The organism is Streptomyces sp. NPDC096176 (genome assembly GCF_044763255.1).
Classification (GTDB): domain Bacteria; phylum Actinomycetota; class Actinomycetes; order Streptomycetales; family Streptomycetaceae; genus Streptomyces.
Map to the genome: position 1 here is coordinate 13,550 of NZ_JBIWFV010000021.1, position 19,692 is coordinate 33,241.

Consider the following 19,692-nt stretch of genomic DNA (forward strand, 5'->3'; position numbering starts at 1 on the left):
ATGGCCGCCGAGAAGACCGGCCGGGGCGCCGGCGGCGCGGCCCTGGACGACAACAGCCTGCTCGCCGCCTACGGCGCGGGCCTGGTCCTCACCGTCGGCATCGCAGTCCTGACGGCCGCCCCGCTTGCCGCACTGCTGTCCGGCCGCGGCTGGGCCACCAGTGACAGCCAGATCCCCACCACCGTGCTCAGCGCCGTCGTACGAGGGCCGGCCTCCGTCTACGAACCCGCCCCGCCGAGCTGGCTGTTCTACCTGCTCCTGGTCCCACTGGTCGTAGTCATCTTCGCCCTGGTGCTCAAAGCGGTCTCCGCGCTCAACGGCTTCGGCCGCACCGGCGGGGCCCAGTGGGGTGGCGCGAAGGTCGAGAGGAAGCTCGCCGCCCCCCAGGACCCCAAGGCCCGGGCCAACCGCCTCACCGCCGGGCGCGGACTGCGCACAAAGAAGATCGTGGCCGCGAAACCCAACATCTCCGCCACGGTCTTCGGCGTGCCCGGCTCGTCGAAGACGACCGGCCTGGTGCTGCCGAACGCGGCCGAGTGGCAAGGGCCGCTGGTGGTCACCACCACCAAGGCCGCCGACCTGGACATCATCTACGCCCGCCGCCGGACGCTCGGACCGGTCTGGGTGATCGCCCCGGCCGGCATCCCCGGCCGGACGTCCAACAAGTGGTCCCCGGTCGACTACTGCAGCGACGCCAAGGCCGCCGACCGGATGGCCGCCTGGATGGCCGAGGCTTCCTCATCGAGCGACGACAAGCGCGCCGCCCCCTGGATCGACCAGGCCAAGAACGTCCTCAAGGGCGTGCTGCTGGCCGCGAACCTCTCCGGCGGCGGCGTCGCCGCGATGCGCCGCTGGCTCGGGCTCGGCAAGGACGCCGTCGACCACGTCCGCGCCGTCCTGCTGCAGCACGGCTACACCGAAGTCGCCGACGACTACGCCTCCCCCTGGCTGCGCCTGCACGAGGACGGCGTCGGCTCCATCCAGTTCAGCCTCAACGTGCTGGCCCGCGTCTACGCCGACGAAGAGGTCCGCGAGACCTGCTCCGGCACCGACTTCACCGTGGAACAGCTGCTGGAGAAGAACGGCACCGTCTGCCTGATCGCGTCCGAGGCGGACGCCGAGCGGTTCGCCCCGCTGCTGACCTCGATCATCGCGTCGATCATTCACGGCGCCGAGGTCCGCTACAACGCCACCGGCAAGCCGCTCGACCCCTCGCTGGGCGTGCTGGTCGACGAGGCCGGCAACATGCTGCGCTACCCGCGGCTGCCGAACATCCTCACCACCGGCCGGGGCATGGGCATCGACGTCCTGACCGTGTGGCACGACCTGTCCCAACTGCGTGACCGGCTCGGCACCCAGAAGGCCAACACCGTTCTGAGTGCCTCCGGTCTGCGGATGCTGCTGCCCGGCTGCGGCGACCTGGAGACCCTGCGCTACTTCTCCGGCCTGTACGGCCGCACCGAGATCGAGCGGACCTCCCACGGCCGCTCCGGCGGGTCCTTCTCCACCAACTCCTCGCCGACTGAGACCGACCTCGCCCCTGTCCACTCGCTGCAGCAGCTTCCCGACTTCACCGCGATCGCCCAGTACTCCAACCTGCCGCCGATCAAGGTGAAGATGCGGCTCACGTTCCGGGACAAGGACCTCAAGAAGCTGCTCGCCGCCGCCCCGCCCGCCCCCGCGGCCGCAGCCGTCGAGGCCGAGGTCCCTGCCGCCCGGCGCGCAGCGGTCCCGCTGGACAAGGAGGTCCGGCCGTGACGGATCCCCTGGACAACCCGGCAGCTCTGTGGCCCGACATGCCTGCGGCCGCCGATGCTCCGGAGCCGCGGCGCTGGGTGTGGGCGGCCATGTCCCCGCCCGATCGGCGCGCGCGGCTGCGGGAGATGGCCGTCTGGGTCGACTGGTTGCGCCGCGCCTTCGAGCTCCACAACGTCATCCCGCACTGCTGGTACCGGCACTCCGCCGTCGTCGAGCACCTCACCGCCCTCTACGTGGGCTGGGTACGCACCTACGCCGGCGAACAGGGGCCCGGACGGGACCTCGCCGAAGCCGACTGGATCAACACCCTGCACGCCCTCACCCCACGCCTGCAGCTGGCCGCCTGCGCCACCGGCCGCCACGAAGAACCACCGCTACCCCCACCGGCGCGCCCCGAAGAGGCCGAGGAGTTCGAGGCCTACCTCCTCACCTCACCGGCCACGACCGATCCCGCCCAGCACCCGGCCGCGGCCGAGGTCAACCGGGCGATAGCGCAGCTCGACGCACCGCTGTAGCCACTTACAGGCCCTGTTGGTCCAACAGGGGCGCCCGGGTCGACCAGGCGTGATGGAACCACCACAGAAGGAGTAGTGCTCATGACGATCCGCACCGATCACCAGCCCTACGTCCAAGCCGCGGTCGCCGAGATCGAAGACATCGGCTTGACCGTCGCGGGACACGCCGTGACCGGCCGCCCGCCGGCGGTGCGCACGGCCGTCGTCACGCTGGAGGTGCCGGACGGCGGTCCGTACGCCGACGAGGACGATGACCTCGAACTCGTCTGGGACGAGGCATACGGCTGGGTGCTCCACCTGCCCGCCGAGGCAGGTACGAGCGACTGGTTCATGGGCGAGGACCTGGTGCCCGCGCCCGCCCGGGTCGCCCGCTGGGTCGACATGGTCCTGTCGAACCCCGGGCTGACGCCGAGCCGGGAGGACGGGCCGCAGCGGCTGCCCGAGAGCGACGACGACGCGTTCGAGGCGCGTCTGTCGGCCTACGCCCCGTCGGCCTGACGCGCTCGCTGTCCTCCCGACCGCCCTCGGGACGTCGGCGCTGAGGCTGCGCCGGGCCCGCCGCTTTGGAGAACGACATGTCCGTCACTCCGGTTGCCCCTGCCCCCGAAACGCCCGAGTCGGAAGCCCGTCTGGGGCCGATCGGACGCGCCCGCGCGAGCCTGACGGCGATCGAGACCCTGCTCCGGCTGCGCGAGGACCAGACCGCGCCCACCGCCGAAGACCTCGCCGCCCTGCGTCAGTGGCCCGGCTGGGGGCCGCTCGCCCCCGCCCTGTCGGACGGCCGCGAAGGAACCTGGGCGGAGATCGGCGAGCAACTGCAACGTCTGCTGTCCCCACGCGAGTACCGGCAGGCCGAACAGGGCACGCCGACCGCCTACTACACCCCCGACCGGATCGCAGAGGCCTGCTGGACGGCCCTGCGCGATCTGGGCTTCCGCGGCGGCCGCATCCTCGAACCCGGCTGCGGCGCCGGAACCTTCATCAACCACACCCCCGACCGGATGCCGGTCGAGTGGTTCGGTGTCGAGCGCGACCCGACCACCGCGGGCATCGCCGCCCTGCTGCACCCGGACGCGCAGATCATCAACGCCCGGCTCCAGGACGCAGGACTCCAGTCGAACAGCGTGGACGCCGTCCTGGGCAACGTGCCATACGGCAACTTCCAGGTCCACGACAAGACCGCGCCGAAGGCGGTCACCGACTCGATCCACAACTACTTCATCTGGCGCTCGGTGCAGGCCTTGCGGCCCGGCGGCGTCGCCATCCTGCTGACCTCCCGCTACACGATGGACGCCGCGGACGACACCGCCCGCCGCGCCATCGCCAAGCACGCCGACCTGCTGGGCGCCGTCCGGCTGCCCAACGGTGCCCTCGCCGAGGGCGGCACCGGCGTCTTGGCCGACATCCTCATCGTCCGCCGGCGCGACACCGACGGCCCGCTGGACGACAGCTGGATGGAGGTCAGCGAGGTCCCGACGATCTCCGGCCAGTACGCCAACAACTACTTCCTTCAGCACCCGGAGAACGTGCTCGGCACGTTCGAGCAGAGGCGGGCCGCCCAGTTCGGCCACACCCTGGCGGTGAAGCCCCCGGAGGGCCAGGACCTCGCGGCCGCGCTCGGCGAGGCCTTCGACGGCATCACCGCGGCGGCCCGCGACGCGGGTCGCGACTGGCGGGTCGCGATCGGCGCGCAGCCGTTCACGGAGGACACGCTGCCCTTCCCCGTCCGTGAGGACGGTCGGAAGGAGGGCTCGTTCCATCTCGTGGACGGCAAGCCGCACGAGGTGGTCGACGGCGAGCTGGTCGCCGTTGAGCGCGCGGGCAAGGAACTGCCCAAGCTCATCGCGCTGCGCGACGCCACGCTCAAACTGATTGAGGCGGAGACCGACCACGACACCCCCGACGAGCAGCTCGACCCGCTGCGCGCCGAGGTGAACCGGCTGTACGACGCCTACGTCAAGGCGCACGGCCCGATCAACCGCTTCACCCTCACCGAGGGCCAGGTCGATGAGGAGACGGGCGAGAAGGCGGTCAGCCGCCGCTACCCGCGTCTGGGCGGGTTCCGCCGCGACCCGGACGTCGTCTCGGTCCTCGCCCTGGAGGACTTTGACGACGAGACGCAGAAGGCGGACAAGGCCCCGCTGCTCCTGCGCCGGGTCAACCGCCGTATCGAGCGGCCCACGGCGGCGGAGACACCGGAAGAGGCGCTGTCGCTCTGCCTCAACTTCAAGAACAAGATCGACGTCCCCACCATCGCGCAGCTCCTGGGGATCGAAGAGGACCAGGTGCCCGGGGCGCTCGGGGAGTTGGTCTTCCCCGACCCGGACAGTGGCGAGCTGCTGACCCGGGGCGCGTACCTGTCCGGGCCGGTCGTGGACAAGCTGGAGCGCGCCGAGTTCCTGCTGTCGCAGGGCCGCGAGGACCTCCAGCGGCACGTCGATGCCCTGCGCGAGGTGCAGCCCGAACCGCTGCCGCCGGAGGACATCAAGGCCAAGCTCGGCGCCCCGTGGATTCCGGTGGAGGACGTCACCGCGTTCGCCGAGGAGATGCTGGGCGTACGGGTCGACATCATCCACGTGGCCAAGACGGCGACGTGGAACGTCGACATGCCGATGACGATCCCGGAGGCCGCGACCAGCGAGTGGGGCACGTCCCGCGTCAACGCCTTCGAGCTGCTCGACCTTGCGCTGAACGGGCAGGCCCCGAAGGTCTACGACACCTTCCGCACGGCCGACGGCGGATCGCGGCGGGTGCGCAACGACAAGGAGACGATGCTCGCGGAGTCGAAGATGACGGCGCTGATGCGCCGCTTCGCGAGCTGGGTGTGGGAGGACCCCGACCGGGCGGACCGTCTGGCCGCCGACTACAACCGCACCTTCAACAGCACGGTCCTGCCCAAGCACGATGGCTCCCACCTGACGGTCGACGGCATGGACCCGGAGTTCAAGCCGTACGAGCACCAGTGGGACTTCGTCCAGCGCGTGCTGAGCGCGGAAGAGGGCTCGCTGTGCCCGTACCCGGTTGGCGCCGGTAAGACGGCCACGATGTTCATGACGGCGGTCAAGCTGAAACAGCTCGGCCTGGTCAACAAGCCGATGATCGTCGTCCCGAACCACCTGCTGGAGCAGATCTCCCGGGATGGCAAGAAGCTGTTCCCGAACGCCAAGATCCTCATGGCAGGTAAGAAGGACCTCGCCGACGCCCGCTCGCGCATGCTGTTCGCGGCCCGGTGCGCCACCGGCGACTGGGACGCCATCGTGATGACGCACAACAGCTTCGGCCGCCTCGGGGTCCACCCCGTCACCGAGGCCACCTACCTGGAGGAGCTGGCCAACGAGTACCGCGTGGCGCTGAGCGCGATCGACGGCGACGACGCCAACCAGCGGCGGATCAAAGAGATCGCCAAGATGGTCGACCGGTTCGACGCCCGCGCGTCCGACCTGCGCTCGAAGGCCACCGACGCGGGTGTCACGTACGAGAACCTGGGCGTCGACTTCCTCCAGGTCGACGAAGCGCACCTGTTCAAGAACCTCGCCCTGCCGGCCACGACCGAGGGCATGTCGCTCGGCAAGCCGTCCAAGCGGGCCACCGACCTCGACCTGAAGCTCATCGTCACCCGCGAGCGCACCGGCCGGGACAACGTCGCCGCCCTCTACAGCGGCACGTTCATCTCGAACTCGGTGCGCGAGATGTACGTCTTCAAGCACTACACGATGCCCAAGCGGCTGGAGAAGCTGGGACTGGGCAGTCCCGACGCCTGGGCGGCGAACTTCATCCAGTTCGAGTCCCGGCCGGAGGTCGGGGTCGACGGTGTCAGCTTCCGCCTCAAGCGACGCCCGGTGGAGTACACCAACGCCGACGAGGCCCTGGCCATGTTCGCGGAGGTCGCGGAGCTGCGGCCCCGCGAAGCGTTCAAGATCAAGCGGCCCAAGCGCGTCGACCGCTTCGTGGAGGTCGACGCCACCCCGAACCTGGTCCAGTACGTCAGCTCGATCTCCGACCGCATCGACCTGATCCAGCAGGGCAAGGTCAAGCCGTTCGAAGACAACATGCTCAACGTCATCACGGACGGCCGCAAAGCCGCCCTGGACCTTGAGCTGGTCGGGATGGAGCCGGACGGCCCGGGCAAGGTCGGGGCCGTCATCAGGAACGTCCTGGAGATTCACGAGCGCACCAAGGACCTGAAGTTCCCCGGCTATCCGGACGACGTCTCCGGCGGCCTCCAGCTCCTCTTCTGCGACCTGGGCACCCCGAGCAAGGAGCGCGGTAGTCAGGTCTACGGCAAGATCCGCCGGGGGTTGATCGACGGCCTGCCGGAGGAAGGGCTGCCGGGCATCCCCCGCGAGCGCATCCGCCTCATCCACGACTACAACAGTGACCTCGCCAAGGAACAACTGTTCAGCGACGCCCGCGCGGGCAAGGTCAGCGTCCTGTTCATGTCCTCGGAGAAGGGCGGGACGGGCGTCAACGTCCAGACCCTCGGCATCGCGCTGCACCACGTCGACCCGCCGCACAAGCCCGCCGAGTGGGAACAACGCGAAGGCCGACTCGACCGGCCCGGCAACCTGCTCATCGACCTCGACATGGAAGTCGAGTTCCTGCGCTACATCGCGCTGAACAGCTTCGACAGCTACATGTTCCAGCAACTGGAGCGCAAGCAGCGGCCCATCGTGCAGATCATGTCCGGCCGCAAGGTCGGCCGTGTCATCCAGGAGATCGACCCCGTCGGGGCGGGCTTCGGGCAGGCCAAGGCCGTCGCCACGGGCAACCCGATGCTGCTGGAGCTGGCCGACGTCAACGGCGAGCTGACCATGCTCCTCAACGAGGCCGACGGCCACCGGCAGGCGCAGGCCCGCATGAAGCGCAAGGTCGAAGTCCTCTCCGACCAGATCCGCGACGCGGAGCGCACCCTGCCCGCCATGCGCGCCATGGCCGACGCGATCACCGCCGCCGGGGACGACGACACATGGCGCACCGCCGACGGCCGCCTCATCGACCCCGACGACGTCGCCGGCGTCCTCGCGCAGACCGCACAGGGCTCCAAGCCCACCCTCGACCTGGACGCGGGCTACCTCTGGCGCGGCCTGAACGTCGGCTTCACCTGGCACCGGCGCCAACAGTTCGGCGGGATGTCGTACGAGGGGTGGGCGCACCTGGTCGCGGGCGGCCACCAGGTCGACGTCCGCCTGAACCTGAGCTGGTTCGGCAAGGGCCAGTCCTGGCGCATCGTCAAGGCGCTGGGGGAGGCCGCCGACGAAGCTGTGACCGCCCCGGTCGAGATCGAGCAGAGGGTCGTCAAGCAGCGTGCGGCGCTGGAGGACACCCGGTCCCACATCGGGCGCCCCTTCGAGAAGCACACCGAGCTGGAAGCGGTCCGCGAGCGCAAGGCCGCCCTGGAGGAGCAGATCTCGGGGGCCGCCATCGCCTCCGGCCGCGAGAGCGGGTCGGGCCCGCAGTTCGATCCCGGCGCCGCCGCTGACGGCGGCCGCGAGATGACCGAGGCGGAGATGGCGATGCACGACGCCACCGCCATGGCCGGGATGCTCGGCGGCACCGCCGTCGTCGTCAGCGAGGGTCAGACCATCGGTGGCGCCCGCGTAGTCGACCACACGGACGTGGACCTGCGGACCCCTGATCTGACCGATCCGCGCCAGTGGGACGAGGCTGTCCGTGCCTTCACCACGGCTGCGGCCGCCGACGCTGACGTGCAGGCATGGGCGCAGATCGACACCAACGGGGGTGAGCCGTTCCGCGAGGGCTTCGCCGGATGGGCACAGGAGTGGGCCCTGGAGCGCGCCAACCTTCCCGAGGACCGTCCGGCGTGGCTGCGCGCCTGGCTCGACCCCGAAGGGGCCGACACGCGCCAAGCGATCCTCGCCGAGGCGGCAGGGATCGCCTGGCGGCAGGCCCGGGCCGCCACTGATCCAGACCCGGCGCCCGCCCCGGAGATGTTGCAGGTCGCTGCGGTCCTGCGGTACTACGAGCCGCTGTTCCGGCGGCACGGCCTGTTCGGCACGGCCGCGGCCGCCGTCTACATCTCCCGTCCCGGCTACGGCTACGAGTACGACGCCGACAATCCGCTGCCCAACCTGGTCGCGCGCATGGGCGAGATGGCGAACCGACTCGGGGGCATCTACCGCGACGGGCCCGCCGTCGATGACTGGGTCATGTACCACGTCGGCCTGCCGCGCTTGCAGGCAGCGAACCAGCTCAGCGACGTCGCGATCAGCCTGACGAACCTGATGACCGAATCCGGGTCGGCCGTCGGCAGCGTCGACCTGGAGGCCATCCTCGCCGCCCCGCCCGGCACGGTCATCGACCTTCCGCCACTGCCGGATCGCAACTCCGGGCAGCCCGCTCCCGGCCCCGAGGCGAACCCGTACGCCGACGCTGAGCAGATGCCACCGGACCCGGGCCTTGCCTCGGAGCCGGTACCGGAGCCCGCGGAGTCCGCCACGCCTCTCGCGCCCCCGCAGGCCGGGCCGGAGGCCCCGCAGGCGCCCGCCGAGGACACGGCGGAACCTGCCCCCGCCCCGGCGGACCCGTCGACCGACGCCGCCGGACAGGCACCCTTGCAGGACCTGGTCGACGCCTTGGGCGACCGCGTCATGGTCGGCCACATCGGCGGACCGCAGCCCGCCCGCACGCACCAGTCCGCCGGGTGGGCCATCATGGCGATCCTCAGCGACGACCAGGTGCACGGGCTGGTCAGCGCCGTCGCGGTCGACGGCCAGCCGGTCAGCACGGAGCCCGGCGTCATGCCCACCGACCGCGTACGGGAGTGGATCACCGAGCAGCAGCAGACGCCGACGACCGCCTTCTACGCCTCGACCAGCAGCGAGCTGCCGCCCGCCCTACGCGGCGACGGCGATGTCCACCTGTCGACCCGCGCGGACGGGCTGACCATCGAACAGGGCGATGTCACCACCACGATCCTTTGGGAGGAACTCCCGGCCTGGATCGACGCCGCGGTGGCGCACAACACCGCCAACCGCGACCCGTACAAGCCGTGGTGGCAGTACGGGAACCTGTCCGCAGAGATCCACTTCCGGCGCGACGAACGCAACCAGGCCATCCGCACCGCGATGGACGCCCTGGCCGACGCGCTGCGCGAGACCGTGCCCCCGACCGACGAACAGCTCGCCGAGGCACGCGACCGGTACGCCCCGCCGCCGGCGGCCGCGCCCGCCACGACCACGGACCCCGTGGTCGACGCCGAGCACACCTACGCCGAGGAGAGCGTGCCGGAGGAGTCCGCGCAGCTCCCCGAGGATGCCTCGCTGGTCCCGGGCGCCGAGGGCTACCACTACACCGAGGAAGGCCGCACCGTCCGCCTCTACACCGAGGTGGGCGAAGAGGTCGGCACGGCGAAGTGGAGCTACAGCAAGTACCGCTACCTGGGCGACGTCCAGGGTGACATCGTCCGGGGCACCGAGGATGGCGCCACCGTGGCCAAGCGCATGGCCAACCACCATGCGGTCGTCTACGGCAACCGGGTCCACCGGCCGACGCTCGATGACCAGGGCCGTGACCCGGTCTGGATCTTGCACAACGGTGCCGACACCCTCGTCTTTGGCGTACGGCCAGAGGATGACACCGCCCGGGCGGCGATGTGGACCGGCGGCGGCTTCAAGGAGTCCCGGAAGGTCGGAGGCTGGTACCTGCCCCGGACCTGGAAGGAGCCGACGCGGCGGGCCCGCGTCGATACCGCGGTGCGGGTCCTTGCGGCCGCCGGCCGGACCGTCGTCGTGCACGCCACCCGCGACGAGCGGCAGCGGGCCGAGCAACCCGTGCGTCTGCCGGTCCTCGACGTCACCCCTCCGAACCTGGAGGAGCTGCCGACGTTCTTCGACGCCCCGCCGTACACCGACGACAACGACATGGAGCAGGGCATCGACCGGCTGAACACCGCCTTCGAGCAGTGGAGCCAACTGCCCACCGTCCAGGCCTACAACGCCCAGGACCGCGACGCCCGCCCCGACGGCTTCGGCACCCCGGAGAACCCGATCGCCGAGCTGCGCGTGGCTCACGCGCAAACCGCGGGCGCGCTACGGGGTGACGCACTGGGCGGCCCGGAGGAGATCCTGCGCCGAATCTATGCGGTGGCTGCCTGGAGTCAGGCCCTCGAGTCGGCTGTCGACGACGAACTGCTCCACCCGCTGCAAGAGGTCTACGAGGCGGCTCACCTCCTGGCCGCCCGTACCCAGGCAACGGTCGCCGAGCTCGCCCGAGCGGCGGAGCAGTCCGCGGCCGCCGAAGGGGCCTCCGTGACCGAGTCGGCTCAGACGCCGCCCGTCGTACCAGAGCAGCAGGAGAGCGCCGCGCAACAGCCGCTCGCCCCTGCCGCCGAGCCCGCGGCGGAGCCTGCCGAGGCTCCCGTGTCCCCGCAGGCGTCACCTGCGGGTCCGGACACGGCTGCGGAGCTCGACGGAGGGGAAACGCCCGCGGCCGCCGCCCCGGTCGAACCATCCCTGCCGGCGGCCGACGCCGACGACGAACAGCCCGACCTGACTGCCTCCTCCGACGGCCCGCCCGCGCCGAGCGAGCCGCTGCCGCCGCAGTCCACGCCTTCCCACGACGGGCAGCTCGATCTGTTCGGAGCCACCGGCGACTCCTCCCCAGACCAGCCCGCGCCCGCAGCCTCCGCCGAAGCTGACCGGGCGTCGACGGCCGAGGAGACTCCGGCAGCGCAGAACGTGGTGGACACCGCGGGAGTCGCGGAACGTAAGCCGAGGGCAGTCGACGACGGCGCGCCCCCAGTGGGGAAGGCCGCGCCGGAAGCCGATGCCAGCGAGCGCGAGGACCAGGACGCCGCCGCCCCCTCACCCGAACCGGCCGAGGCCACAACCGCAGAGGCCGCACCTAAGGCGGCCGAACTGGCTGGCGAGCCGGAGGCATCCCCCGCCCCCACAATCCCGCCAGAGCCCACCCCGGGCGAGCTCGATCTGTCGGATGTGCCGACCGAGTCAGCCGGGGGGCCGCCGGGGGAGGCAGTTGAGCAGTACGCCCGCACCGGACGCATCCCCCCTCGATTCGAGTCCCTGGAGGCATGGCTGGGCAGCGCAGCCGAGGAGGCGCGCAACCAGCGCGAGGAGTACCTCGAAGCTCTCGTCACCGAAGAAGCAGAACGCCAGCAGACCCAATCCCCTTCGCCGGCGCTGGTGGAGCCCCCTCGTCATGCCCCTGCTGAACCGTCGCACGAGGAGCCGGCCAACCTTTCATCCGCCGACGGCACGACCACCGACAGACCACCCCTAAGCAGGGAGAAGCCGATGACTGTCCAGCCAGAAGAGGCCGCGCGGGCCTCCCGTCCCGACCCCGCCGCGTCCCCGGGCCAGCCGCATGATGACGTCTTCCCGTGGTGGATCGGCTTCGAGTCTGCCGACCCGATCGAGCCGTCCGACCTGGATGCAGCAGGAGCCGAGCTCCGAGAGGCTTTCGACGACCACGTTCCGGACGATCAGGCCATGGCGGACGAGATGTGGGAGTCCGTCAAGCCATTCCTGGACTTCCCCACGCCCGAAGATGCAAAGGAATGGCGAGCAGCGGAGAGCGCTCCACCCGTCGACCAGCCCGATGGTGCAGAACCGACCCACCCGGTGCCCGATCGCCAGGAGGCGGCAGAAGCGCTCAACGAGGCGATCGCAGGAGCCGAGCGCCACGAGGACGTCAGGAGCCTCCCGGAGTGGCAGAAACTCCAGACACTGCGAGGCGCCGCAGGCCACGTATGGAATGTCCTGCGGGAGAAGGCCGGCGCCTACTTCGAACAACTCCGCGATGACGTGCGTGTCCAGGGCTTCATGCGCGCCCTGTCTGTCCGGGCCTGCGAAGCGATCGCCCGCGTCGCGCAGGCGGCCGCCGACCGGCTGCGGGCCGGAGCCACCACGCAGGAGCTGCCCAGCGCCGAAGCCCTGCTGAAGGTCAGCAAGGCAGCGCTCACCTACAGCAACCCCCAGCACCAGAGCCCGGAAGCGGCCACGGCCGCACAGCCGGCCAGCGATGTCCGGGACCGCCAGATCCTGACGGGCTACACCTCCCGTGAGGATGCGGTCAGCGCCTCACGAGAGATCGCCCAGCAGTTCCATACCTGGGCCACCACGCCCATGGGCGAGGAACTCGCGCGCTCTGCGCACCCCCTGGTGAGCGACTTCCGTCGATCGTGGCAGCAGCTGCCGACTGCGGATCTGCCGGACGGCCCCGGTCCGGCCGCAGGCCCCTATGGCGCGGTCGCCGAGCAAGCCAACGCGGTCGTCATGAAAGCCCTGGAGCAGCAGGGCCGCTTCGCCCCGGCCGACGTCGCCGCGTTGAAGACCCTGGCTGACCTCGCTGCCGTCCACGGCGGTCGCCTTGCCGTCACTCTGCCGCCGGGTGTTACGCAGGCGGCCGTGCCGCAGCAGATGGCACCTGCGCCCAGCGTGGCCGTACCGGCCGCGGCTGCGGCCAAGGGGCCCAGGGCGTCGCTGTAGTGAGCATGGGAGCCCCGGAACCGCAGCGCGTGGCGCCTCTGGCCCTGGAGACGCCGCTGCCTCTGCGGCTGCTGACCGAGCAGGAGATAGCGGAGCGGGCGGCACGTCTGGCACGTGCGCAGGAGGCCACCCGCCGCATGGCGAGCATGCCGCCAGTGCCAAGCGGGACGTTCGACATCGTCCAGAGACTGATTCAGCAGGGAGCCCCTCCCGAGGCGATCGACCGGGCCCGCCGCGCGATTCAGGAGGATCAGCAGTTCGCCCGCGAACAGACAGGCCGCGCCGGGGGCCATGCGGCCCAGCTACGCAAGCACGTCGAACAGGTCAGTACCGAGCGGCAGCGACGTCAACAGCTCAGCCCTGCCGAGCAGCAAGCCGAGGACGCCGAGCGCGCTCGGCGCTCCTTCACGCCGCCGCCTCACCGCCACTCGCCCCCGCCGATGGTGGCACTACCACTCGCGGAAGCGCCGCGTCAGTCCGGCCGCACCCGCTAGCCACGGGGTTGGCCCTTTGGCCCCAACAGAGCCAACCCCGCCCGCGTGACTACAGCGACTGGCCGCTGCTGGGATGCTTCGGCTGCGGGAGACTGATCCGCATGCCAGCCGCCGGAGACTGCGAGCGTGTCGGTGCTGGAACGGTACGCAACTGCTGCCGGACGACGGCTTCCGCAGTACGACGCGCGGGCGGGAGGCTGGCACGGCGGCCGATCTCCGCAACCGTTGCCTCTTGCTGGCCCTGAAGCCGGGGCGCCTGCTCGCGGCCGCGGGCAGCCTCGCTCTGGGCATGGTGGAGATCCTCACGGGCCGACGCTTTCGCCCGCGCGACAACCTCGTCCGGCGCACCCTGTTCCGCGAGCCTGCGGATCACGTCCTCCGTACCGAGTGACGGCGGCGCAGGATCGGGACGGCGCGCACTGCCCAGCGCACGGCCGAGTTGTCCCGACCACTCCGTCAACTCGGGGTCCGTCAGCATCTGCAGGAGCGGCCCTTGCCCGGAGGTCCCGCGCCACTGGGCCCTCTCGAACGCCTGCGCGGCAGCCGCATCCGCCCGTGCCAGGCGATCTCCCCACTCCGGCCACCTCGCCATCTCCAGCTCGGTGCGCTGCTCGAAAAAGAAGGACATCGTCTTCCGGTCCCAGGGCCGCTCCCGCGCCTCGAGGAAGGCCTCGCGGACGCTTGCGCCAGGGTGCCAGACCCCGTCCTGATCCCGTTCCTTGCTGAACACGACACCGTCCCTGGTGATCACGTGGAGCGCGTCAGCCAATCCAGTGCGCTCCAGGTTCTCCAGGATGTTCGGCACCTCCTCGATCCCCATGTCGTGGAACTCGAGCGGCGGCAGGAGAGCGTGGCCCGCCCCGCCCGGCTGGAGAGCGCCATGATGCCGAGAGACCATGGACAGCTGACTGATCGCAGAGTGCACAGCCAGGTAGGCGAACTGCACACGGTAGGGCCGCACATCGTCGTTCCAGTCACGGATGGAGGGCTCGATGTGGTCTGGGCCGACGAACGGGCCGATGACGACAGCGTCCATGCCCTCGGCGCGTAGATGTTCGCGCAGCAGGCCTCTGATCACTGCCACGTCCTTCGCACACATCTTCATGGCGAGCGACACGTCTCCATCGTGCTCTCGCACGAGGTCCTGATAGTGCGGGTGGAAGTCGTAGAGATCATCGCCCTCGAGTTGGAAGGCATCCCGCAAGCCCAGCTGTTCCGCGACGACGTTCTTGGCCGAGGACTTTCCCGATCCCTGCGGACCTCCTAGGAACAGGACGGTGGGCGTCTCCGAGCTGGACCCGGCAACGGTCGGCAGCACCGACTCCATGAAGAGTTCGTCGATCCCCCCTGTGCCTTCCGTGGGCAGGCGCCGCGGGAACGGGTCTTCTGAGGGCTGGCTCACTGCTCCCCTTCCCGGACACGCCGCAGCAGAGGGGGATAGTCGTCCAGGATCCGCTGGATCTGGGCCCGGTCATGGACGCCGAGTTGGCCTCGCTCCAGAACATAGGTTCGTTGCTGGTTCCTCAAGATGGCAGCGTCCTCGCGGGAGGCCTTTCCAATGCGGGACGAGTACGCGGCGATCACCGCGCTGACGAGGGCACGCGCACGCTCGTACCGGTTGGCCTCTTCCAAGGTCCAGCCACTCCGGCCTTGGGTCGGTTCAGTCATGGTTCCCCCTTCTCGGATGTCCTCTTGATCAAGTCGCCGCACTCCTAGACTCCCGACGAGCCGTCATGGATCCCTGAGCCCACGAGAGAGCAGGTGCGAAATGCAGCGAGACATTCAGCAGCCATCGGGGTGGCTGAAGAGCTCCTACTGCGACAACCACAACGACGCATGCGTTGAGGTCTCGTTCACCGAACGCGGCGTACACGTCCGGGACTCCAAGGACAGCGCCATCCCGAGCGCCGCCATCAGCAAATCCGGTTGGATGGCATTCCTCGACCACATTGCCGCACGCCGCTGAACGTCGGCGCGGGACCACCGTCGCCCACCGGCGACGGCCTGGTGCCGGTGGTCACTCCCACCGTGTCGCCGGCTACAGGCTCCGTCCTCGCGGCCTGCGCACCGGCGGCTCCACATGCCGCACTGCCTCGCGCTGCTGACGTACCGCGGGCCGAGAGGCCTGCTGTGCCCAACCGCCGCGCTCCGAAAGGAGACGGTGCGCCGAAAGGTCGAGAAGAGCACGGGGTACCGGCGTCCCGGCTGCTTTGGCGACTTCCAGGAGGGCTGCGGCCGCCGCCTGCTCGGTCGTCAGCACCTTGCGGTACGCACTGTTCAGCTCCTCCAGCTGACGGGGGCGGACGGGATAGAAACGCATCCGGGGATCGAGCTCGCGCGGGCGGTGGTCGATGGAGTCGGTGACGAGGCCGGCCTGGCTTCGGCGCACCATCACCGGGGCCGCTGTGGCAATCTGCCAGCCCGTCGCCGGCAACCGGTACAGCGAAGCGGCGATGCCCCCGACCTCCCGCGCGTCGTCGAGGATCGCCTGGGGTGGCCGGGCCTCGCCCGGCTTCTGTTCGGGTCGCCACTGAGCCCCGTACAGCAACTGGCCCACCCGGACGACGGAGGTGTGCGCGATGATCGTGGCCGGATGCGGCATGACGCTGGGCAGCTTCACCACCTGGCCCAGTCGGACGATCTCGTAGCTCGGCGGCGGCAGCTTTGGATGTGCTCGCGGATCGGAGACGTCGACCACGCGGTGCCAGGCGGCCGCGGCTTCCTGCCAGGCCTTCGCCGAGCCTCTCAGTGCTTCCGCAGCCCCCTGCAGAGCTTGTGTCGCCGGCGCATCGTGGCTCTGCTCGGCAACGCGGAGCAGTACCCGACCCGACAGCAGCCGGGCCATCGCCGTCCAACGGGACAGCTGCTGAAGATCTGATCCGCTCATACGGTGCTCGGACCGGTCGTGAAGTGTCTCGAAGGCCACCCGGCTCAGGCGATCGCAGTCCTCGCCGAGGCGAGCGGTAACGGCGCTGGTCGCATCCGACGAACTGGCCTGCACCGGTTCGACCGGCAGTGCGAGCGGCATGGCCCCCACCCCTTGGTCGGCCTCGCGCGTCTCTGCCCGGCCGAGCACGCTGGCCTTGGCGAGGAAGCCGCGGGCATCCTCAAGTGCGGCGACCACGCCCGGGTCTGCGACATCTTGCGTCAGGGCGTGTGCGACCTGGCCGGCCTCCCATGCCAGTTCCGCAGACCGCTGAGCCAGATAGTCGTGAGCTGTCCGCGTGCTGAGGGTGTAGGCGTAGGCCGTCACCGGCGCCCCGTCTGCCCCCCGATGGCTCTCGATCAAGTCCCGCACGGCGGCCACCGCCTGCCCGGCACCGATCAGTTGCTCCTGGCCGGCGCCGAGGTTCCCCTCGGATTGCCCAGGTAGCAGGCGATCCGCCGTTCGCAGTGCTTCACGTGCCCATTTGAGATTCAGCATGAGGTCCGCCGCGTTGGGCGACGCGGCAGTCCCGTCGGGCCCGGCCAGGTTGCTGTGCAGATCGCCGAGGAAGCGATCAAGTTCCTGAACGGCCCGGCGGTGCACCGGTTCTGCATCGGTGAACGACGTACCTGCCGCAGCTCGAAGCCGCACGCCGGCGACGTCGAACAATTCCCCCAGAGTCGTCATGTCCTACCGCCCCCATACGAGAGCCAGGGCGTTCGCGGCCGCCAGGGCGTGGTCGGCCGCCTTCCGCAGGGAGTCCTGTGCTGCTGCGTCTCCTTCGGCCGAGTCGGCCATTGTGATCAGCGCCGCGTGCGTGCGAGACATCAGCGCCACGAAGGGCTCGAGCGCTTCGGCATCGGCGGGAAGCGTTGGCACCTCCCGTGGACTGCCAGTGGCCGGCAGGGGAAGCAGGGCACGTCCGGCAGAGCCGGCCGCAGCTGCTGCCAGCGCCTGCAGCTCGTCTCCTCCCTGCCACGTGATCGCGTCCGCGACACGCGTGGCCAGATCGAAAGCGTCCCAGGCTGCCGTGAGGACGGTTGAGTCGTCGACGGCGTCGAGCGCAGATTCCAGGTCCTGTACAGGCGTGGATTTGACCACCGATCGCTCCCTTCTCGATGTGAGGACTTGATCGTTGCACCGCCGTCCGGGACGGCCTAACGGGTTGTGCACAAGGCCGCCCCTGTGGATAACCGGCGTGGCGCGACTCGCCTCGCTAAATCGAACAGGAGTATGATTCTGGCCATGGCCGATACCGATTTCCCCGACGACCTGCATGCCGCGCAGACCCGCCTCCACCAGGCACTCTCCAAGTACGCCGCCCTGTGCCGCACCCTGCCCTGGTCCGTCGACCCGATGGCTGGGTGGGCAGGCGAGGAGCACCCGCACACCGGTGTCGTCACCGGCGGCCGCGAAGACTCTCCCGGCTACACCAAGCCGCAGAAGGCAGACGAGGCCCAGCTCCGCGCCGAGTGCGTCGACCTGTCCGTCGCCGTCACCACACATCCGTACTGGGAGAGCGTGGACCGGGAGAAGCTGGTCGCCGAGCGGCAGCGGCTGAAGACCGTCACCAGGCTCACGGCCGCGCCTGCCCTGAGCGTCGTCCAGGCCGCATAACCGTGCCATGGCCGATCCTCGTTCCGACCTGTCCCGCCTCGACAAGCTCCGCATCGTGGCCGAGTACCAGGCCTACCAGCTCGAGCGCACCCAGCAGGCCATCAAGGACGAGGAGGCCGCGCTGGAGCAGCGTCGGCGGCGGGAGAAGGTCGCTCGGGAACAATCGTCATGGAAGCTCGAGCCGAAGCGCGCCCAATCGGATGAGGCGTTCGCTGTGCTGCACCGCGGCGGCTGCACCTTGTACCGGGGCTTCGGCGCGTTCTTGAACCGGGAGGAGGCGCTGATCGCCTCGTTGGAGCCGGACATCAAGCCCTGTGAGATCTGCCGGCCGGACACGGGTCTGCGGACCGACTGACGGGCAGCGTCGGCACTGATAGCGGCGGACTCGCCGGCCTTGGTCATCGACCGGCGTGGGCATAGAGGCTGGCGACCGCTGGGTGGGCCCGGTGCCGTGAGAAGCCGTCGAGGGTCGTGCTCACGAGACCGATGCATCGGGTGGCCTGGGTGGCCCGGGCAGTGTCGAAGGCCTCTCGGGCGTCGGCTGCCGCGGCGTCGACGTCACGGCGGGCGAGCGCTCCCTCCGCTCGGTAGGCGAGGACGACGGAACGGGTCCGCTCGCGGGCCGGGTCGAGGAGGCTGAGGCCCTCGGCAAGGGCAACGTCCGCTCGTTGTGGCCGGTCGAGGTCGAGCCAGCAGCGGCCGGCGTCGACGGCGAGGTCGGCGGGCGACATCCAGGACACCCACGCCGGCGTGGATCCCGAGCGGGCGCGGTCGAGGTGCCGCTCGGCCGAGACGAGGGCACGGCCGGTGGCGTGCTGGTCACCGATGACGGCCAGTGCACGGCCCCGACGCAGGTCGAGCAGGGAGCGAGCGGCCGGAGCGTGCGTGCGCGTGGCTGCGTGCTCCAGGATCTCGACGGCGATGCCTGGCTCGTTCAACCAGGTGGCGGCGTATGCCAGATCGGACAGCACTCCAGCGCCCTGATCGCGATCGTCCGCGGTGTGGGCGGCGTGCAGTGCGGTCCTCCAGTGGCGCTGACAAGCGCCGTGCTCGCCCTGGTCGAAGTGGAGCCAGCCGGCGCACTGAGCGGCAGAGGCAGCGACCTGGAGCAGTCTGCGGCCGGTTGGCTCGTCGTACACGCCGGTGCGGATCAGTTGGATGCTGGTCTTCAGAAGTGCGTGGACGAGCGTGGTGCACTCGGGTGCGCTGGTGTTGGTCAGCGCCCGTAGCTCGATGGTCTGGGTCTCCAACCAGGCGAGCAGGGTCTTGTCGACGCGGCGGCCGGCGAGCGCGCCGGTGAGGCGCTCGGGTTCGATGGTGGCCCAGTCGGCGGCGAGTCCGGCGAGCCCGCCGGTGGTCAGGACGAGGAAGCCGCGGCGATCGGGGTGGTCCAGGGCCACGAGTACCTCCGTGAGGGCGGCGTGGGTGCCGCGGGCGGTGAAGGGGTGCGGGGCATCGAAGGCCGGCAGCCACCACGGCCAGCCGAGCCCGGCGACGTCGTCCTGGCTGATGCCGAGGACATCGGCCAGGAGCATCTGATAGTCGTCCCCCGGACTCGCGAGGCCGTGCTCCCACTTGTAGACGCGGTCCCGGCCAGGCTGCTTCAGCATGCCGCGGCGGCGCGCCGCGAGCGCGAGGAGACGGGTCAGGCCCTCCATGCTCCAGCCCCGCTGCTCGCGGACGTACGTGAGCGGATGCCGTTGCGCCCCGTCCGCGCCCATCTCCGACTCCCGACTTCCTCGTCTGCCGACCGGTCTCGGGTCCAACGGTCCCGCCCCGCCGCGGCGTGGGGCAAGCCCGCCCGCCGCGCTCTGGCGTCGGGCATACACCGGGCATACAGACGCGCACCGCGGCTCGTGGAGACGCTGGGTCCGGCGCCAATGCGGGTGCCGATCTTCTCCGTTGTCCCGCCACCT

At 70.4% G+C, this 19,692-nt stretch carries 13 protein-coding genes; 8 read left to right on the top strand and 5 right to left on the bottom strand.

What is annotated here, in order from left to right:
- The 5 genes from ACIQ7Q_RS33630 to ACIQ7Q_RS33650 all read left to right on the top strand — a co-directional run bounded on the left by ACIQ7Q_RS33630 (position 1) and on the right by ACIQ7Q_RS33650 (position 13,233).
- Positions 1-1,758 (top strand): type IV secretory system conjugative DNA transfer family protein, encoded by a 1,758-nt coding sequence (locus ACIQ7Q_RS33630; RefSeq protein ID WP_403870831.1) that lies wholly within the window; start codon positions 1-3, stop codon positions 1,756-1,758.
- On the top strand, positions 1,755-2,273 hold the full coding sequence (locus ACIQ7Q_RS33635; RefSeq protein WP_403870834.1) for a hypothetical protein: 519 nt from the start codon (positions 1,755-1,757) through the stop codon (positions 2,271-2,273). The genes ACIQ7Q_RS33630 and ACIQ7Q_RS33635 overlap by 4 nt, the downstream gene beginning before the upstream one ends.
- Before the next feature lie 81 nt (positions 2,274-2,354).
- Positions 2,355-2,771: a DUF6292 family protein gene (locus ACIQ7Q_RS33640; protein ID WP_403870836.1), complete on the top strand. Its 417-nt coding sequence runs from the start codon at positions 2,355-2,357 to the stop codon at positions 2,769-2,771.
- A gap of 77 nt (positions 2,772-2,848) precedes the next feature.
- On the top strand, positions 2,849-12,739 hold the full coding sequence (locus ACIQ7Q_RS33645; protein ID WP_403870838.1) for a hypothetical protein: 9,891 nt from the start codon (positions 2,849-2,851) through the stop codon (positions 12,737-12,739).
- A 5-nt stretch (positions 12,740-12,744) separates the two neighbouring features.
- A complete protein-coding gene (locus ACIQ7Q_RS33650) occupies positions 12,745-13,233 on the top strand; it encodes a hypothetical protein (RefSeq protein ID WP_403870841.1) in 489 nt (162 codons plus the stop codon).
- 49 nt (positions 13,234-13,282) lie between these two features.
- Here the strand turns inward: ACIQ7Q_RS33650 and ACIQ7Q_RS33655 are convergent, their stop codons facing one another.
- Together ACIQ7Q_RS33655 and ACIQ7Q_RS33660 are read right to left on the bottom strand one after the other, a co-directional pair.
- Positions 13,283-14,635, bottom strand: coding sequence for a zeta toxin family protein (locus ACIQ7Q_RS33655; RefSeq protein ID WP_403870844.1), 1,353 nt, complete (start codon positions 14,633-14,635; stop codon positions 13,283-13,285).
- Positions 14,632-14,901: a hypothetical protein gene (locus ACIQ7Q_RS33660; protein WP_403870847.1), complete on the bottom strand. Its 270-nt coding sequence runs from the start codon at positions 14,899-14,901 to the stop codon at positions 14,632-14,634. The genes ACIQ7Q_RS33655 and ACIQ7Q_RS33660 overlap by 4 nt, the downstream gene beginning before the upstream one ends.
- A 100-nt stretch (positions 14,902-15,001) precedes the next feature.
- On the opposite strand from ACIQ7Q_RS33660, the gene ACIQ7Q_RS33665 reads away from it, so the two are divergent.
- Entirely contained in the window at positions 15,002-15,199 is a 198-nt protein-coding gene (locus ACIQ7Q_RS33665; protein ID WP_403870850.1) for a DUF397 domain-containing protein, read from the top strand.
- Between the two features lie 72 nt (positions 15,200-15,271).
- On the opposite strand, the gene ACIQ7Q_RS33670 is transcribed toward ACIQ7Q_RS33665, so the two are convergent.
- Both ACIQ7Q_RS33670 and ACIQ7Q_RS33675 read right to left on the bottom strand, forming a co-directional pair.
- Positions 15,272-16,846: a hypothetical protein gene (locus tag ACIQ7Q_RS33670; RefSeq protein WP_403870853.1), complete on the bottom strand. Its 1,575-nt coding sequence runs from the start codon at positions 16,844-16,846 to the stop codon at positions 15,272-15,274.
- Positions 16,847-16,849: 3 nt separating this feature from the next.
- The gene (locus ACIQ7Q_RS33675; protein WP_403870856.1) at positions 16,850-17,260 is read right to left on the bottom strand and encodes a hypothetical protein; all 411 of its coding nucleotides are present in this window, start codon (positions 17,258-17,260) and stop codon (positions 16,850-16,852) included.
- 144 nt (positions 17,261-17,404) lie between these two features.
- On the opposite strand from ACIQ7Q_RS33675, the gene ACIQ7Q_RS33680 reads away from it, so the two are divergent.
- Both ACIQ7Q_RS33680 and ACIQ7Q_RS33685 read left to right on the top strand, forming a co-directional pair.
- Positions 17,405-17,776: a hypothetical protein gene (locus ACIQ7Q_RS33680; RefSeq protein ID WP_403870859.1), complete on the top strand. Its 372-nt coding sequence runs from the start codon at positions 17,405-17,407 to the stop codon at positions 17,774-17,776.
- A 7-nt stretch (positions 17,777-17,783) separates the two neighbouring features.
- Entirely contained in the window at positions 17,784-18,131 is a 348-nt protein-coding gene (locus tag ACIQ7Q_RS33685) for a DUF6233 domain-containing protein (RefSeq protein WP_403870862.1), read from the top strand.
- A gap of 43 nt (positions 18,132-18,174) precedes the next feature.
- On the opposite strand, the gene ACIQ7Q_RS33690 is transcribed toward ACIQ7Q_RS33685, so the two are convergent.
- On the bottom strand, positions 18,175-19,497 hold the full coding sequence (locus ACIQ7Q_RS33690) for an XRE family transcriptional regulator (protein ID WP_403870865.1): 1,323 nt from the start codon (positions 19,495-19,497) through the stop codon (positions 18,175-18,177).
- Positions 19,498-19,692: the final 195 nt, after the last annotated feature.

Bases quoted from the DNA above. Each gene is read 5' to 3' on its own strand.
- ACIQ7Q_RS33650 (WP_403870841.1), top strand. From the start codon at position 12,745: ATGGGAGCCCCGGAACCGCAGCGCGTGGCGCCTCTGGCCCTGGAGACG.
- ACIQ7Q_RS33690 (WP_403870865.1), bottom strand. From the start codon at position 19,497: ATGGGCGCGGACGGGGCGCAACGGCATCCGCTCACGTACGTCCGCGAG.
- ACIQ7Q_RS33645 (WP_403870838.1), top strand. From the start codon at position 2,849: ATGTCCGTCACTCCGGTTGCCCCTGCCCCCGAAACGCCCGAGTCGGAA.
- ACIQ7Q_RS33640 (WP_403870836.1), top strand. From the start codon at position 2,355: ATGACGATCCGCACCGATCACCAGCCCTACGTCCAAGCCGCGGTCGCC.
- ACIQ7Q_RS33660 (WP_403870847.1), bottom strand. From the start codon at position 14,901: ATGACTGAACCGACCCAAGGCCGGAGTGGCTGGACCTTGGAAGAGGCC.
- ACIQ7Q_RS33680 (WP_403870859.1), top strand. From the start codon at position 17,405: ATGGCCGATACCGATTTCCCCGACGACCTGCATGCCGCGCAGACCCGC.
- ACIQ7Q_RS33665 (WP_403870850.1), top strand. From the start codon at position 15,002: ATGCAGCGAGACATTCAGCAGCCATCGGGGTGGCTGAAGAGCTCCTAC.
- ACIQ7Q_RS33630 (WP_403870831.1), top strand. From the start codon at position 1: ATGGCCGCCGAGAAGACCGGCCGGGGCGCCGGCGGCGCGGCCCTGGAC.
- ACIQ7Q_RS33685 (WP_403870862.1), top strand. From the start codon at position 17,784: ATGGCCGATCCTCGTTCCGACCTGTCCCGCCTCGACAAGCTCCGCATC.
- ACIQ7Q_RS33670 (WP_403870853.1), bottom strand. From the start codon at position 16,846: ATGACGACTCTGGGGGAATTGTTCGACGTCGCCGGCGTGCGGCTTCGA.